Origin of the sequence: Enterobacter wuhouensis, from assembly GCF_004331265.1 — a bacterium.
GTDB classification, from domain to species: Bacteria; Pseudomonadota; Gammaproteobacteria; order Enterobacterales; family Enterobacteriaceae; genus Enterobacter; species Enterobacter wuhouensis.
In genome coordinates this window covers 277503-291054 of sequence record NZ_SJOO01000003.1, presented here as the reverse complement: position 1 = coordinate 291054, position 13552 = coordinate 277503, and the positions used below count along the sequence as shown (strand labels likewise).

General features: G+C 56.1%; 12 protein-coding genes. 7 read left to right on the top strand and 5 right to left on the bottom strand.

The window, feature by feature from the left end; all coding sequences use genetic code 11:
* Positions 1-11: 11 nt before the first annotated feature.
* Positions 12-1439: a glycoside hydrolase family 1 protein gene (locus E0L20_RS08990; RefSeq protein ID WP_131633655.1), complete on the bottom strand. Its 1428-nt coding sequence runs from the start codon at positions 1437-1439 to the stop codon at positions 12-14.
* Between the two features lie 7 nt (positions 1440-1446).
* Complete coding sequence (locus E0L20_RS08985) at positions 1447-2772, bottom strand: PTS sugar transporter subunit IIC (RefSeq protein WP_131633654.1); 1326 nt, start codon at positions 2770-2772, stop codon at positions 1447-1449.
* Between the two features lie 299 nt (positions 2773-3071).
* Between E0L20_RS08985 and E0L20_RS08980 the strand changes: the two genes are divergently transcribed.
* Complete coding sequence (locus tag E0L20_RS08980) at positions 3072-4109, top strand: LacI family DNA-binding transcriptional regulator (RefSeq protein ID WP_131633653.1); 1038 nt, start codon at positions 3072-3074, stop codon at positions 4107-4109.
* Here the strand turns inward: E0L20_RS08980 and lysA are convergent.
* Positions 4079-5341, bottom strand: a complete 1263-nt coding sequence (lysA, locus tag E0L20_RS08975; protein WP_131633652.1) for a diaminopimelate decarboxylase — start codon at positions 5339-5341, stop codon at positions 4079-4081. The two genes, E0L20_RS08980 and lysA, sit on opposite strands and share 31 nt — an antisense overlap.
* 123 nt (positions 5342-5464) lie before the next feature.
* Between lysA and E0L20_RS08970 the strand changes: the two genes are divergently transcribed.
* A complete protein-coding gene (locus E0L20_RS08970; RefSeq protein ID WP_131633651.1) occupies positions 5465-6391 on the top strand; it encodes a LysR family transcriptional regulator in 927 nt (308 codons plus the stop codon).
* On the opposite strand, the gene E0L20_RS08965 is transcribed toward E0L20_RS08970, so the two are convergent.
* Positions 6386-7078, bottom strand: a complete 693-nt coding sequence (locus tag E0L20_RS08965; protein ID WP_131633851.1) for an aspartate/glutamate racemase — start codon at positions 7076-7078, stop codon at positions 6386-6388. The genes E0L20_RS08970 and E0L20_RS08965 overlap by 6 nt on opposite strands.
* 136 nt (positions 7079-7214) lie before the next feature.
* Between E0L20_RS08965 and E0L20_RS08960 the strand changes: the two genes are divergently transcribed.
* Positions 7215-7538, top strand: a complete 324-nt coding sequence (locus E0L20_RS08960; protein WP_131633650.1) for a cupin domain-containing protein — start codon at positions 7215-7217, stop codon at positions 7536-7538.
* A gap of 34 nt (positions 7539-7572) precedes the next feature.
* Here E0L20_RS08960 and wzz(fepE) read toward each other — a convergent pair whose 3' ends face one another.
* The gene (gene wzz(fepE), locus E0L20_RS08955; protein WP_131633649.1) at positions 7573-8703 is read right to left on the bottom strand and encodes an LPS O-antigen length regulator Wzz(fepE); all 1131 of its coding nucleotides are present in this window, start codon (positions 8701-8703) and stop codon (positions 7573-7575) included.
* Positions 8704-9243: 540 nt separating this feature from the next.
* On the opposite strand from wzz(fepE), the gene E0L20_RS08950 reads away from it, so the two are divergent.
* The 4 genes from E0L20_RS08950 to E0L20_RS08935 are packed head-to-tail and all read left to right on the top strand — an operon-like array spanning position 9244 to position 13469.
* Complete coding sequence (locus E0L20_RS08950) at positions 9244-10134, top strand: carbohydrate ABC transporter permease (protein ID WP_131633648.1); 891 nt, start codon at positions 9244-9246, stop codon at positions 10132-10134.
* Positions 10127-11029: a carbohydrate ABC transporter permease gene (locus E0L20_RS08945; protein WP_131633647.1), complete on the top strand. Its 903-nt coding sequence runs from the start codon at positions 10127-10129 to the stop codon at positions 11027-11029. Before E0L20_RS08950 ends, E0L20_RS08945 begins: the two co-directional genes overlap by 8 nt.
* 12 nt (positions 11030-11041) lie before the next feature.
* Entirely contained in the window at positions 11042-12169 is a 1128-nt protein-coding gene (locus E0L20_RS08940; protein ID WP_131633646.1) for an ABC transporter ATP-binding protein, read from the top strand.
* Between the two features lie 13 nt (positions 12170-12182).
* On the top strand, positions 12183-13469 hold the full coding sequence (locus tag E0L20_RS08935; RefSeq protein WP_131633645.1) for an ABC transporter substrate-binding protein: 1287 nt from the start codon (positions 12183-12185) through the stop codon (positions 13467-13469).
* The last annotated feature ends 83 nt before the right edge of the window (positions 13470-13552 follow it).

Below are 13552 nucleotides of genomic sequence, written 5' to 3'. Positions count from 1 at the left end.
TACCAGAAGGCTCACTTCCATTCATCGTCAACGCTGAGGGTAAGCACGCGCTCGTCGCGCAGCCGCCGGAACCAGGAAGCCGATTTTTTTGGCCGCCGGGCGCGATTGTTGTCCAGATCGATTTCAATCAACCCGTAGCGGTTTTTAAAGGCGTTCATCGGCGAGACGTTATCCGTGAAGGCCCACAGCATATAGCCGTGGCAGTTTGCCCCCTCCTCCCGCGCCAGCAGCGCGTAGTAGAGGTGTTCACTGATAAAGTCTATGCGGTATGCGTCATCAATAATGCCGTCTCGGTTGCGAAACTGCGCTTCGTTTTCCACGCCCATGCCGCTTTCCGCCACGAACCAGTCGATGTTGCGGTAGTCATTTTTTATCCGCATCGCCATGTCGTAGATGATGCGCGGATAAATTTCCCAGCCGCGGGATCTGTTCATCCGTCGCCCCGGCAGCTCAAACGGCTCGTAGTAGTAGGCCGGGTGGAACGGCGTGTCCGGGTGCCAGGCGCGGGAAGGCGCTTTAACGCGGTGCGGGTAATAGAGGTTGATGCCCAGCTCGTCCACGGTGTTTTCAGCGATCAGCGCCAGCTCCTCCGCCGTGTAATCCCACTCAACCTGATGATGCTCGAGGAGGGTAAAGAGTTCCTGCGGATAGCGCCCGTGTACCAGCGGGTCGAGAAACACGCGGTTATAGAACAGATCGTAAATCTCCGCTGCCCTAACGTCGTGCGGCGCGCGGGAGCGCGGATAGGTCACTTCCGGATTGAGAATACAGCCCACCGAACCGTCATAACCCTTCTCGCGAAATAGCTTCACGACCTTCGCCGTCGCCAGCACCTTATGGTGGTTCCACCGCATCCAGGTGCTGGTGTTCTGCTCGTACGGCCAGCGCAGCGCGTCAAGGTAAACGCGGGTCTGCACCACAATCGGCTCGTTGAAGCTAAACCAGCGGGTGACTTTGCCGTGGAAGCGCTCAAAGACCTTTTCCGCATAGCGAACGAACAGCTCAACCACGTGCTTCGACGCCCATCCGCCGTAGGTTTCCAGCAGCGCGCCCGGCAGTTCGTAATGCTCCAGACAAATCATTGGCTCAATGCCCTGACGGTGCATTTCGTCGAACAGCGCGTCGTAATAGGCGGCGTATTCTTCATCCACCGTCACGTTTTCATAGTCGGTTAAAAAGCGCGACCAGTTGATAGAGGTGCGGTAGTGCGTCAGCCCCGCCTGCTTCATCAGGGACACATCTTCGCGAAAGCGATTGATAAAATCGGTCGCCACCGCCGGACCAAAGCCGTTATGCCAGACGTGACGATCGTTCTTGTACCAGAGATCGATCCACGAATCCTGCCCCGGCTTTTTACCGCTCCACCCTTCGGTTTGCCAGGCAGAAGCGGCCGCGCCAAGAATGAAATCCTGCGGTAGGGTTATCTGTTTTGTACTCATCGCGTCCTCATGCGTTGTCGGTAGCTTGCTGCAGCGCGGCCTGATCTGCACGGCGTGAAGCAATCTTCACAAACGGCAGATAAATCAGCACCGCCGTCACGATGCAGATCAGTTGGGTGATGACCGCCCCCATTGAACCCGCAGTAGAGAGCCAGGCGTTAATCAGCGGTGGCGTGGTCCAGGGCACCATTACCACGGCTTTACCGGCAAAGCCGGTCACGGTGGCGAAGTAACCGATTGAGCCGGTTACCAGCGGCGTGATGATGAACGGAATGGCGAGGATCGGGTTAAGCATGATTGGCATACCGAAGATCACCGGCTCGTTAATGTTAAACAGGCCCGGGCCGATGGAGAGCTTGGCAATTTCCTTCATCTCCTTGCGTTTGGTGGCAATCATTACCGCAATCAGCAGGCCGATGGTCAGGCCGGAACCTCCGATGCTCATGTACACATCCCAGAACGGCATGGTGATGATATTCGGCACCTCTTTGCCCTGCTCGAAGGCGCTCATGTTGACGGTGATCGCCCCCAGCAGCAGCGGCTCGCGGATCGGCTTGATCATCTGGTTGCCGTGGATACCAATCACCCAGAATAGCTGGGCGACAAACATCAGCAACAGGATACCCGGCAGGCTCTGCACCACGCGCTCCAGCGGCTGCTGCACCACCTGATACACCGCGTCGTAGAGATACATGCCGGTAAGCTGGTGGAAAACGAAGCCAAAGGTGGCGATCGCGGTGGTGGTGATAATCGCCGGGATCAGGGCGGAAAACGACGCCGCCACGTTAGGCGGTACGGTATCCGGCATCTTAATCTTCAGCCCCTTGCGGTTTTCCAGCCAGCAGTAAACCTCAACGGAGAGAATGGCGATAAACATGCCGAGGAACAGGCTGCGGGTATCGGAGAACTGGCGCAGCAGGACGTCTTTCACCACGTGCATTTCGCCGTCCACCAGCATTTCCACGGTGGTCGGCGTAACGCAGATAAAGCAGATCACCGCCAGCAGGCCGGGAAACAGGGACTTGATCCCGTTGATGCGCCCCAGCTCCACGCCAATTAAAAATACCGCGCCGATGTTAAGGAAGTTAAGCGTGGCGTAGTTTAGCGCGCTGGTGATCGGCTTTAGCGCGGCGAGAAACGACAGCGACTGGAAGCTCGCCAGCCCGTTTTTCGGGTCCAGCACCATGTTGGAGATCAGCACCGAGAATGCCCCAACGATGATGACCGGCATGAGGGTAATAAAGGCAGACTTGATCGCCATGATGTAGCGATAGCTGTTGAATTTGGTGGCAAAACTGCCCAGAGCGTCGATCAGTTTTTCCTGTAATGCCATAGGGTAATACCTCAGTAAAAGGGCTTTTATTGAATAAGGTGTACAGCCGGATACTATTGGCATACCAAAAATAGCTTCATGATGCGGATTGTTCTGTGATTAAGCTCTCAACGCCGCCAGAGGTATTCCAGATTGCGATTTTTGACCAATTTGGCATACCACTTTCAGCCATTTATTCCGCGCCGTTAGATCGTTGCTGAAAAGCGTGATCCTCATGGGGTTTTGCCGGTCCCGCGTCGCTTATGCGCCGTGAGGTCTGTGTTAAACTGCAGACCATAACGGGGAAGCAGGAATTTCGAATGGCAACAATGCTGGATGTCTCACTGCGTGCGGGCGTGTCGAAGGCCACCGTCTCGCGCGTGCTGAACGGCACGGGTCAGGTTAAAGAGAGTACGCGAAAGCAGGTGTTCGCTGCGATGGAAGAGCTGGGCTATCGCCCGAACTTTCTCGCGCGCTCGCTGGCTAACCAGACCAGCAACAGCATTGGTCTGGTGGTTTCTACCTTCGACGGCTTTTACTTTGGCCGCCTGCTGCAGCAGGCCTCGCGGCAGACGGAGACGCACGGTAAACAGCTGATCGTCACCGACGGTCACGACGCGCCGGAGCAGGAAGAACAGGCGGTGCAGATGCTGGCCGATCGCAAATGCGACGCCATCGTGCTGTACACCCGCTACATGAGCGAAAAGGCGATCATCAAGCTGATCCACAGCGTGCAAACGCCGCTGGTGGTGATCAACCGTGAAGTCAGCCAGGCACCGGATCGCTGCGTCTTCTTCGAACAGCAGGATGCCGCCTTCAAAGCGGTAGATTACCTGATAAGCCAGGGGCATCGCGAGATCGCCTGCATGACCGTGCCTATCCATACCCCCACCGGCAAAGCGCGCCTGATGGGCTATCGCAAGGCGCTGGAAAAGCACGGCATTCGTCTGGACGAGCGGCGGATTAAGTACGGCGATGCGGGCATGACGCGGGGCTATGAGCTGTGCAAAGAGCTGATTGACGAGAAGGTACCGTTCAGCGCCCTGTTTGCCTGTAACGATGATATGGCATTAGGTGCCTCTAAAGCATTGCACCAGGCCGGGCTTAAGATCCCGCAGGATATTTCGCTGTTTGGCTTTGACGATGCGCCCAGCGCGAAATGGCTGGAGCCTGCGCTATCGTCGGTCTACCTGCCGATCGACAATATGATCGTCACCGCTATCGATCAGGCGATCCGGCTGGCGAAAAACCAGCCGGTCGAAGCAATCCCGCCGTTTACCGGCACGCTGGTCCTGCGCGACTCGGTCACAACGGGGCCGTACTTTACTCAGATGAGTTCTAAAGCCAGCAGCTCCTGAATGGTCTGGCGGCGGCGGATAAGCCGCGCCACGCCGCGATCGAACAGCACTTCCGGCAGCAGCGGGCGGCTGTTGTAGTTAGACGACATAGACGCCCCGTACGCGCCGGTATCGTGCAGCACCAGGTAATCCCCCGGCTTCACTTCAGGCAGCGGGCGCGTTTCGACTTTGCCGCCTTCCTGCTGGGTAAAGACGTCGCCGGATTCACACAGCGGACCGGCAACAACTGTCTCAACGCGCGAAGCCTGCGTTAAATCGCGGCCATCGGCGGCCAGCGCCGTAATGTGGTGATAGCTGCCGTACATGGACGGACGCATCAGGTCGTTAAAGCCTGCGTCAATCAGCACGAAGTGACGGCTGCCCATCTCCTTCACGCTTCGCACCTGCGACACCAGCACGCCCGACTCTGCCACCAGGAAACGGCCCGGCTCGATTTCCAGCTTCACCGGATGACCCAGGTGGGCGGCGATGTTGTCGCGCGCCGTGCTCCACAGGCCGTAATAGTGATCGGTATCGATCGCCTCTTCACCTTCACGGTAAGGAATAGACAGCCCGCCACCGGCGGAGATCGCCTCCAGATCCTGACCAAACGCGATAACCTGGCGCACCATCGCTCCGCACACCTGCTCAAGGTGGCCGTAATCCACGCCGGAACCAATGTGCATATGAATGCCTACCAGCGTGAGGTTATAGCGCTGCAGTACCGCCAGCGCGGCAGGCAGATCGGCATACCAGATGCCGTGCTTGCTGTTCTCTCCGCCAGTGTTGGTCTTCTGGCTGTGGCCGTGACCAAAGCCTGGGTTCACGCGCAGCCAGACGCGGTGACCGGGCGAGACCTGCCCCAGCTGTTCCAGCATATCCACAGAACCGGCATTCACCGGGATCTGCAGCTCTTGGACGCGCGCCAGGGTGGCGTCGTCAATCAGATCCGCAGTAAAGACGATCGCGTCGCTATCGGTTTTTGGATCAAACCCGGCGGCCAGCGCGCGCTCGATTTCGCCCAGCGAGACGGAGTCGACTTTTACGCCCTGCTCGCGCATCAGGCGCAGAATATGAATATTGGAGCAGGCCTTCTGGGCAAAACGCACCACGTCAAACTGATGCAGGGCGGCGATCTTCTCGCGAATAATCTGCGCATCGTAGACCCACACCGGGCAGCCAAACTCGGCGGGCAGGCGTAGCAGGTTGTCGGCGTTCAAATCGGTATCCGTCTGGTTCAGCGGGCGTGGCATGGTCTTCTCCGGGTAATCACTGTTTTACCTGATTACGCCACAGCCCGAAGGGAATAAAAAATATCGTTTTATCCTGAGTCTATGCAAAAATGATATGGATTACGTTCAGCCATCAGGTGCCTTATGCCCGCCGTTAACCTCCGCCATATCGAGATTTTTCACGCCGTGATGACCACCGGCAATCTCACCGAAGCCGCGCAGATGCTGCATACCTCGCAGCCGACGGTCAGCCGCGAGCTGGCGCGCTTTGAGAAGGTGCTGGAACTGAAGCTGTTCGAGCGCACGCGAGGCCGACTGCACCCGACGGTTCAGGGCCTGCGTCTGTTCGAAGAGGTACAGCGATCGTGGTACGGGCTGGACAGGATTGTGAGCGCGGCAGAGAGCCTGCGCGAGTTTCGCCAGGGCGAGCTGTCCATCGTCTGCCTGCCCGTTTTTTCCCAGTCGTTCCTGCCCGCGCTGCTGCAGCCTTTTCTGGCCCGATACCCCGAGGTCAACCTCACCATCGTGCCGCAGGAGTCGCCGCTGCTTGAAGAGTGGCTGTCGGCCCAGCGTCACGATCTGGGTCTGACGGAAACCCTCGCCACGCCTGCCGGCACGGAGCGCACGGAGCTGCTTTCGCTGGACGAAGTTTGCGTGCTGCCCGCCGGCCATCCCCTTGCCAGCAAAGAGGTGCTGACGCCCGCTGATTTCCACGGCGAGAACTACATTAGCCTGTCGCAGACCGACAGCTACCGTCAGCTGCTGGACGCGCTGTTTGCCGAGCATCAGGTGAAGCGGCGGATGGTGGTGGAAACGCATAGCGCGGCGTCAATTTGCGCCATGGTGCGCGCGGGCGTGGGCGTCGCGGTCGTCAATCCCCTCACGGCGCTGGACTATGCCGGAAGCGGGATCGTCATCCGCCGCTTTAGCGTGTCCGTTCCGTTCACCGTGAGCCTGATCCGCCCGCTGCACCGCCCGGCTTCGGCGCTGGTTGACGCTTTTACCGGGCATCTGATCGAGCACGCGCGTGAGGCTGCGCTGCGCTTACCTGGCCTGCAAAACCCACTATGAAAGCATAAACTCGACGGCATCGGCGGCGTGAATGGCTGCGGTGTCGAACACCGGGATCGGGCTGCGCTCGGCGGGTACAAGCAAACCGATCTCCGTGCAGCCGAAAATAACCCCTTCGGCACCCTGCTGCGCGAGTTTCTCAATTACGCTGGCGTAATACGCGCGGGAAGGTTCGCTGAAGGTGCCGAGGCAAAGCTCATCAAAAATAATCTGATTAATGCGCGCCCGGTCAGCCTCGTCCGGGATCAGGCTCTCAATGCCAAATTCGCTGTGCAAACGGCCACGATAAAAGTCCTGCTCCATGGTATAGCGCGTACCCAACAGTGCCACGCGCGTCATCCCGGATGCCGCAATCGCCCGCCCGGTGGCATCCGCAATATGCAGGAACGGCAGCGAACACTGTGCTTCAATATGCGCCGCTACCTTGTGCATGGTATTGGTACACAGCAGGATGCCCTTTGCGCCCGCCCGCTCCAGCCCCAGCGCCGCCTCCGCCAGAATCTCCCCGGCCTTATCCCATTCCCCGCTCGACTGGCAGGCTTCGATTTCATGGAAATCCACGCTGTGCAGCAGCAGGCTAGCGGAATGCAGCCCGCCCAGACGCTGCTTCACGCCCTCGTTAATCAGACGGTAATAGGGAATTGTTGACTCCCAGCTCATCCCGCCCAGCAGGCCGATTGTTTTCATCATTCCTCCTTATAGGTTTATCCCAGTGAAGCAAACTTGTGATCCTGTTTCCAGTTCTTTGTCACGTCGTTTCTTTTTAAATCGGAGTGATATAAATTAAATGAAACAATGTTTCACATCATAACAAGGCGGAGATATGTTTATTTTCCACAAAGAGACGACGCTTGAGGATCTGGGCAATGGCGTGACGCGTCGCATTCTGGCGCACGGCGGCAAGATGATGGCGGTTGAGGTCAACTTTGAACAGGGGGCGATCGGCCCAATGCACAACCACCCGCACGAGCAGCTCACCTATGTGCTTTCCGGCGAGTTCGAGTTCACCATCGGTGAAGAGAAGCATGTGGTAACGGCGGGCGATACGCTCTACAAGGAGCCGCACGTGATGCACGGCTGCGTGTGCCTCAAGCCTGGCACACTTCTGGATACCTTTACCCCGGTACGCGAAGACTTCCTGAAATAAAAAAGGGCGCTGTTATCAGCGCCCTTCTTCATAATTAGATTTGTTCCGCTATCGGCTCCGGCAGCGGATTACGGGCGAGCATCGCCTCGCGCAGCAGCACGCTACCGCACGCGAGCAACCCACCCAGAACACCCGCCAGGATCACAATCAGGCCTTTGCCCGGACCCTCCTTTTTCACCGGCATGGATGGCGAAAGCTGATACTTAAAGGGCTCAAGCTTGACGTCCTCAACGGATAATTTTTTCAACTGCGCCAGATAATATTCACGGTTCTGGAAGTCGGCGTTCAGCTCTGCAACATCTTTCATGTTTTTCTCGATCTGCAGCTTCTGTGAAATACCGTCAGCGCCTAGCGCCACCGAATAATCCGGATCGTCCTTAACCGCCTGACCGTTACTGTAGACCGGCTTCTTAATACCCGCCGCGTTGGCGACCTCAAGCGAATAGTTAAGACGCTGCAGGTTGGTGTTGTGAATATTGGTCAAACGCACGCGATCCAGCTCCAGCTGCTGCTGCACCACCTTGGTTTTCAGGGCGATCTGGTTACGAATATTCTCCATCGTCTCCTGCTCAACGATGCGAGAGATATAGTCGATGTAGCCATCAAGCACCGTCTGGGCATCTTCGGCGGTCGGCGCGGTGAAGCTTAACGTCCACGAGGTAAAAGGCGCTTTATCGGCGTCTTTTACCTGCGTGTCATTTTTCGCTTTCATGTTTTCAGAGACGCCCACCACCGCACGGTGCAGCTCCTGCGGATCGACCTGTGTGCCCTCGAGCTGAGACATCACGTACGGCGAGCTCTTCATATACTCTTCAAGCAGGGTCTGTGACTGAAACTTTTTGATAAACAGGTTGAATACGTCCGGGCGGGAAATTTTTACGTCCACGTCCAGCACCTGCAGCGTAACCATCATCTGGCGTAACGGGTTCCACTGCGTCTGCTCTGCCGGGGTAATCACGGCCTTGCTGGTCCATTTTTGCGGCAGTAAAAATGCTATCGCCAGGCCAATCAAAGCGAAGGCAAACGCAATGGTAATGATGCGTTTTTTCGCTGCAAGAAGGATATCTAACAATCCCAGAAGGTCGATCTCTTTAGCACTGACGGCCGGGGTAGTGTAGTGGGGAAAATCGAGGTCCGTGTTTTTTTTGAAATCCATAGCTGACATAAACGTTCTTCTTTTAGGGGATGCAGTAAATTTCTGCCTGTGTGATTCCGTTGATTCGATGATACAAGAAAGTAAGAATTATCTGAATGCCAGATTGCTCCATCTGTAGACCGACTATCAGAATTAGTAGTTAGCTATCAAAGCGTATTGTTGTTACTCATCATCTGCTTACCTTTCCTCTTATCCGTCCGCTCTTATTTGAACGCCCGAAATAAGGCAAAAATGCCACCTCCCTCACCTTATTGAAACGCCGTTTCGACCTCGATCACATTTCCATCATTAAGCGAATGACGCAGAAACAAATAGCAATAAAATAAAATAAAACGATGTTTTAGTATTCAAGAACGCTGGTTCGCCTGGTTTGAAACTCAAACCGCGCCTGACAGCGATAATCACAGAAAAACGTTATAAAACAATTTGTAACGAATTAAACGTTATACGCACGGCCCTGAATATTCCCTCTCATGCTGGCGTTTCGTGCATGAGAAATCGTAACAAAAGCAGATTCCGTTTTAACCATTGATCGCCAGGTAGGTATGTATGAATGAAAACAAGCTGCTGGGGTTAGCGTGGATATCGCCCTACATAATTGGGCTGATACTCTTCACGGCTTTCCCCTTCGTCTCATCGTTTTTCCTCAGCTTTACGGATTACGATTTGATGAGTCCGCCGGTGTTTAACGGCATCGAAAACTATCGCTACATGTTTACCGAAGACACGCTCTTCTGGAAATCCATGGGCGTTACCTTTGCCTACGTATTTTTGACCATTCCGTTAAAGCTCGCCTTCGCATTAGGGATTGCGTTTGTTCTGAACTTTAAATTACGCGGCATCGGATTCTTCCGAACTGCCTACTATATTCCGTCCATCCTCGGCAGCTCCGTCGCCATTGCCGTACTGTGGCGCGCGCTGTTTGCTATTGATGGTCTGCTGAACAGCTTTATCGGCGTGTTTGGCTTTGACCCGGTGAACTGGCTCGGCGAGCCGTCGCTGGCGCTGATGTCCGTTACCCTGCTGCGCGTCTGGCAGTTTGGTTCTGCGATGGTGATCTTCCTGGCGGCGCTGCAAAACGTTCCGCAATCGCAGTACGAAGCGGCGATGATCGACGGCGCATCCAAATGGCAGATGTTCACGAAAGTGACCGTACCGCTGATTACGCCGGTGATCTTCTTTAACTTCATCATGCAGACTACCCAGGCGTTCCAGGAATTTACCGGGCCGTACGTAATTACCGGCGGCGGGCCAACCTATTCGACCTACCTGTTCTCGCTCTACATCTACGACACCGCATTCAAATACTTCGATATGGGCTACGGCGCCGCGCTGGCGTGGATCCTGTTCCTGGTGGTCGCCGTCTTTGCCGGTATCGCCTTTAAGTCGTCGAAATACTGGGTCTTCTACTCCGCCGATAAAGGAGGCAAAAATGGCTGATATCCCACAACTCTCCACGGCAAGAAGCGTTGCCGAGCGCGAAGTGGCGCGCACGCTGCGCAGAGAGAAAATCAACGCCAGCATTCGCTATGTGATCCTGCTGTTTGTCGGCCTGCTGATGCTCTACCCGCTGGTGTGGATGTTCTCGGCGTCGTTCAAACCGAACCACGAGATCTTCACCACCCTCAGCCTGTGGCCCGCACACGCCACCTGGGACGGCTTCGTGAACGGCTGGAAAACCGGGACCGAGTACAACTTCGGTCACTACATGCTGAACACGTTCAAGTATGTGATCCCGAAAGTGATCCTGACCATTATCTCCTCCACCATCGTGGCGTACGGCTTTGCCCGCTTCGAGATCCCGTGGAAGAAATTCTGGTTCGCCACGCTCATCACCACCATGCTGCTGCCCAGCACCGTGCTGCTGATCCCGCAGTACCTGATGTTCCGTGAAATGGGCATGCTCAACAGCTACATGCCGCTGTACCTGCCGCTGGCCTTCGCCACGCAGGGGTTCTTCGTCTTCATGCTGATCCAGTTCCTGCGCGGGGTACCGCGTGACATGGAGGAAGCGGCGCAAATTGACGGCTGTAACTCCTTCCAGGTGCTGTGGTACGTGGTGGTGCCGATCCTGAAGCCGGCCATTATCTCCGTCGCCCTGTTCCAGTTCATGTGGTCAATGAACGACTTTATCGGGCCGCTGATTTACGTCTACAGCGTGGACAAATACCCGATTGCACTGGCTCTGAAAATGTCCATCGACGTCACCGAGGGTGCGCCGTGGAACGAAATTCTGGCAATGGCGAGCATCTCCATTCTGCCATCCATCATTGTCTTCTTCCTGGCACAGCGCTACTTCGTACAGGGCGTTACCAGCAGCGGAATTAAAGGTTAAGAGGGAAATATCATGGCTGAAGTTATCTTCAACAAACTGGAAAAGGTTTACTCCAACGGCTTCAAAGCGGTACATGCTATCGACCTTTCCATCTCCGAAGGGGAATTCATGGTGATCGTCGGGCCGTCCGGCTGCGCCAAATCCACCACCCTGCGCATGCTGGCCGGGCTGGAAACCATCAGCGGCGGCGAAGTGCGTATCGGCAATAAGATCGTGAACAACCTCGCGCCGAAGGAGCGCGGGATAGCGATGGTGTTCCAGAACTATGCGCTCTATCCGCACATGACGGTGCGCGAGAACCTGGCCTTCGGCCTGAAGCTGAGCAAGCTGCCGAAAGATCAGATTGAAGCCCAGGTGAATGAAGCCGCCAAAATCCTGGAGCTGGAGGAGCTGCTCGACCGCCTGCCGCGCCAGCTTTCCGGCGGCCAGGCGCAGCGCGTGGCGGTAGGCCGCGCGATTGTGAAAAAGCCGGACGTGTTCCTGTTCGACGAGCCGCTATCCAACCTCGACGCCAAGCTGCGCGCCTCAATGCGTATCCGTATTTCGGACCTGCACAAGCAGCTGAAGCAATCCGGTAAACCGGCGACCACCGTGTACGTCACCCACGACCAGACCGAAGCGATGACCATGGGCGACCGTATCTGCGTGATGAAGCTCGGCCACATCATGCAGGTTGATACGCCAGATAACCTCTACCACAAGCCGAAGAACATGTTCGTGGCGGGCTTTATCGGCGCGCCGGAGATGAACATTCGCAAGTGCCAGCTGGTGGACAACGCGGGGCAGCTGCATATCGCCATCGGCAATGAAACCATGCCGCTAAACGCCGAGAAGCAGGAGAAAGTGTCTGCCTGGGCCGGTCAGGAGGTCTTCTACGGCGTGCGCCCGGAGTTCGTGTCGCTCTCTGACGAGCCGTTCCAGGACGGCGGCTGCAGCGGCGAGATGGTGCGCGTCGAGAACATGGGCCACGAATTCTTTGTGTACCTGAAAGTTGCGGACTATGAACTGACCGCCCGAATTCCTTCCGATGAAGCTAAGCCAATGATCGATAAAGGCCTTCATCGCAAGGTGTACTTCACGTTTGATATGAATAAGTGTCATATTTTTGACGCAAAAACTGAACAGAACCTCTCTCTCTGATGGAGTTATAAAAATGAAAAAAGTGCTTTTAAGCGCAGCAATCTCCGCGACCCTGGGCCTTACCGCTTTGCCATCGATGGCGCAAGATGTTGATTTACGTATGTCCTGGTGGGGCGGCAACGGTCGTCACCAGGTCACGCTGAAGGCGTTGGAAGAGTTCCATAAACAGAACCCAGACATCAACGTGAAGGCAGAGTACACCGGCTGGGACGGCCATCTCTCGCGCCTGACCACCCAGATCGCGGGCGGCACCGAGCCGGACGTGATGCAGACTAACTGGAACTGGCTGCCGATCTTCTCCAAAACCGGCGACGGCTTTTACGATCTGAACAAGATGAAGGACGTCATCGACCTGACGCAGTTCGATCCAAAAGAGCTGCAGTCCACCACCGTGAACGGCAAGCTGAACGGCATTCCGATCTCCGTGACCGCGCGCGTATTCTACTTCAACGACGAGACCTGGAAAAAAGCGGGCGTTGAATATCCGAAAACCTGGGACGAGCTGATGGCGGCGGGCAAGACGTTCGAGACCAAGCTTGGCAAGCAGTACTACCCGGTCGTGCTGGAGCATCAGGACACGCTGGCGCTGCTGAACTCGTACATGATCCAGAAGTACAACATTCCTGCCGTGGACGAGAAAACCAAAAAATTCAGCTACAGCAAAGATCAGTGGGTGGAGTTCTTCCAGACCTACAAAAAGCTGGTGGATAGCCACGTGATGCCGGATACCAAATACTATGCGTCGTTTGGCAAGAGCAACATGTACGAGATGAAGCCGTGGATCCAGGGCGAATGGGGCGGCACCTACATGTGGAACTCCACCATCAACAAGTATTCCGACAACCTGAAGCCACCGGCGAAGCTGGAGCTGGGCAGCTACCCTATGCTGCCGGGCGCAACCGATGCGGGCCTGTTCTTTAAGCCAGCGCAGATGCTGTCGATTGGTAAATCCACCAAAAACCCGGAAGCGGCGGCGAAGCTGATTAACTTCCTGCTGAACAGCAAAGAGGGTGTGGATACGCTGGGCCTGGAGCGCGGCGTACCGCTGAGCAAAGCGGCGGTGCAGTTCCTGACCGAAGACGGCACCATCAAAGAGAGCGATCCTTCCGTAGCGGGCCTGCGCCTGGCGCAGTCGCTGCCTGCGAAACTTTCCGTGTCGCCATACTTTGACGATCCGCAGATTGTGGCCCAGTTCGGTACGTCTCTGCAGTATATCGACTACGGCCAGAAAACCGTGGAAGAGACGGCGGCTGACTTCCAGCGTCAGGCAGAGCGTATTTTGAGACGCGCGATGCGGTAAAAACCAAGCCGGGTGGCGGCTTCGCCTTACCCGGCCTACTCGAACCCTTAGGCCCGGTAAGCGTAGCGCCACCGGGCGATAAA

Coding starts and splice junctions, on each gene's coding strand:
- E0L20_RS08990 (WP_131633655.1), bottom strand. CDS start 1,439: ATGAGTACAAAACAGATAACCCTACCGCAGGATTTCATTCTTGGCGCG.
- E0L20_RS08985 (WP_131633654.1), bottom strand. CDS start 2,772: ATGGCATTACAGGAAAAACTGATCGACGCTCTGGGCAGTTTTGCCACC.
- E0L20_RS08980 (WP_131633653.1), top strand. CDS start 3,072: ATGGCAACAATGCTGGATGTCTCACTGCGTGCGGGCGTGTCGAAGGCC.
- lysA (WP_131633652.1), bottom strand. CDS start 5,341: ATGCCACGCCCGCTGAACCAGACGGATACCGATTTGAACGCCGACAAC.
- E0L20_RS08970 (WP_131633651.1), top strand. CDS start 5,465: ATGCCCGCCGTTAACCTCCGCCATATCGAGATTTTTCACGCCGTGATG.
- E0L20_RS08965 (WP_131633851.1), bottom strand. CDS start 7,078: ATGAAAACAATCGGCCTGCTGGGCGGGATGAGCTGGGAGTCAACAATT.
- E0L20_RS08960 (WP_131633650.1), top strand. CDS start 7,215: ATGTTTATTTTCCACAAAGAGACGACGCTTGAGGATCTGGGCAATGGC.
- E0L20_RS08950 (WP_131633648.1), top strand. CDS start 9,244: ATGAATGAAAACAAGCTGCTGGGGTTAGCGTGGATATCGCCCTACATA.
- E0L20_RS08945 (WP_131633647.1), top strand. CDS start 10,127: ATGGCTGATATCCCACAACTCTCCACGGCAAGAAGCGTTGCCGAGCGC.
- E0L20_RS08940 (WP_131633646.1), top strand. CDS start 11,042: ATGGCTGAAGTTATCTTCAACAAACTGGAAAAGGTTTACTCCAACGGC.
- E0L20_RS08935 (WP_131633645.1), top strand. CDS start 12,183: ATGAAAAAAGTGCTTTTAAGCGCAGCAATCTCCGCGACCCTGGGCCTT.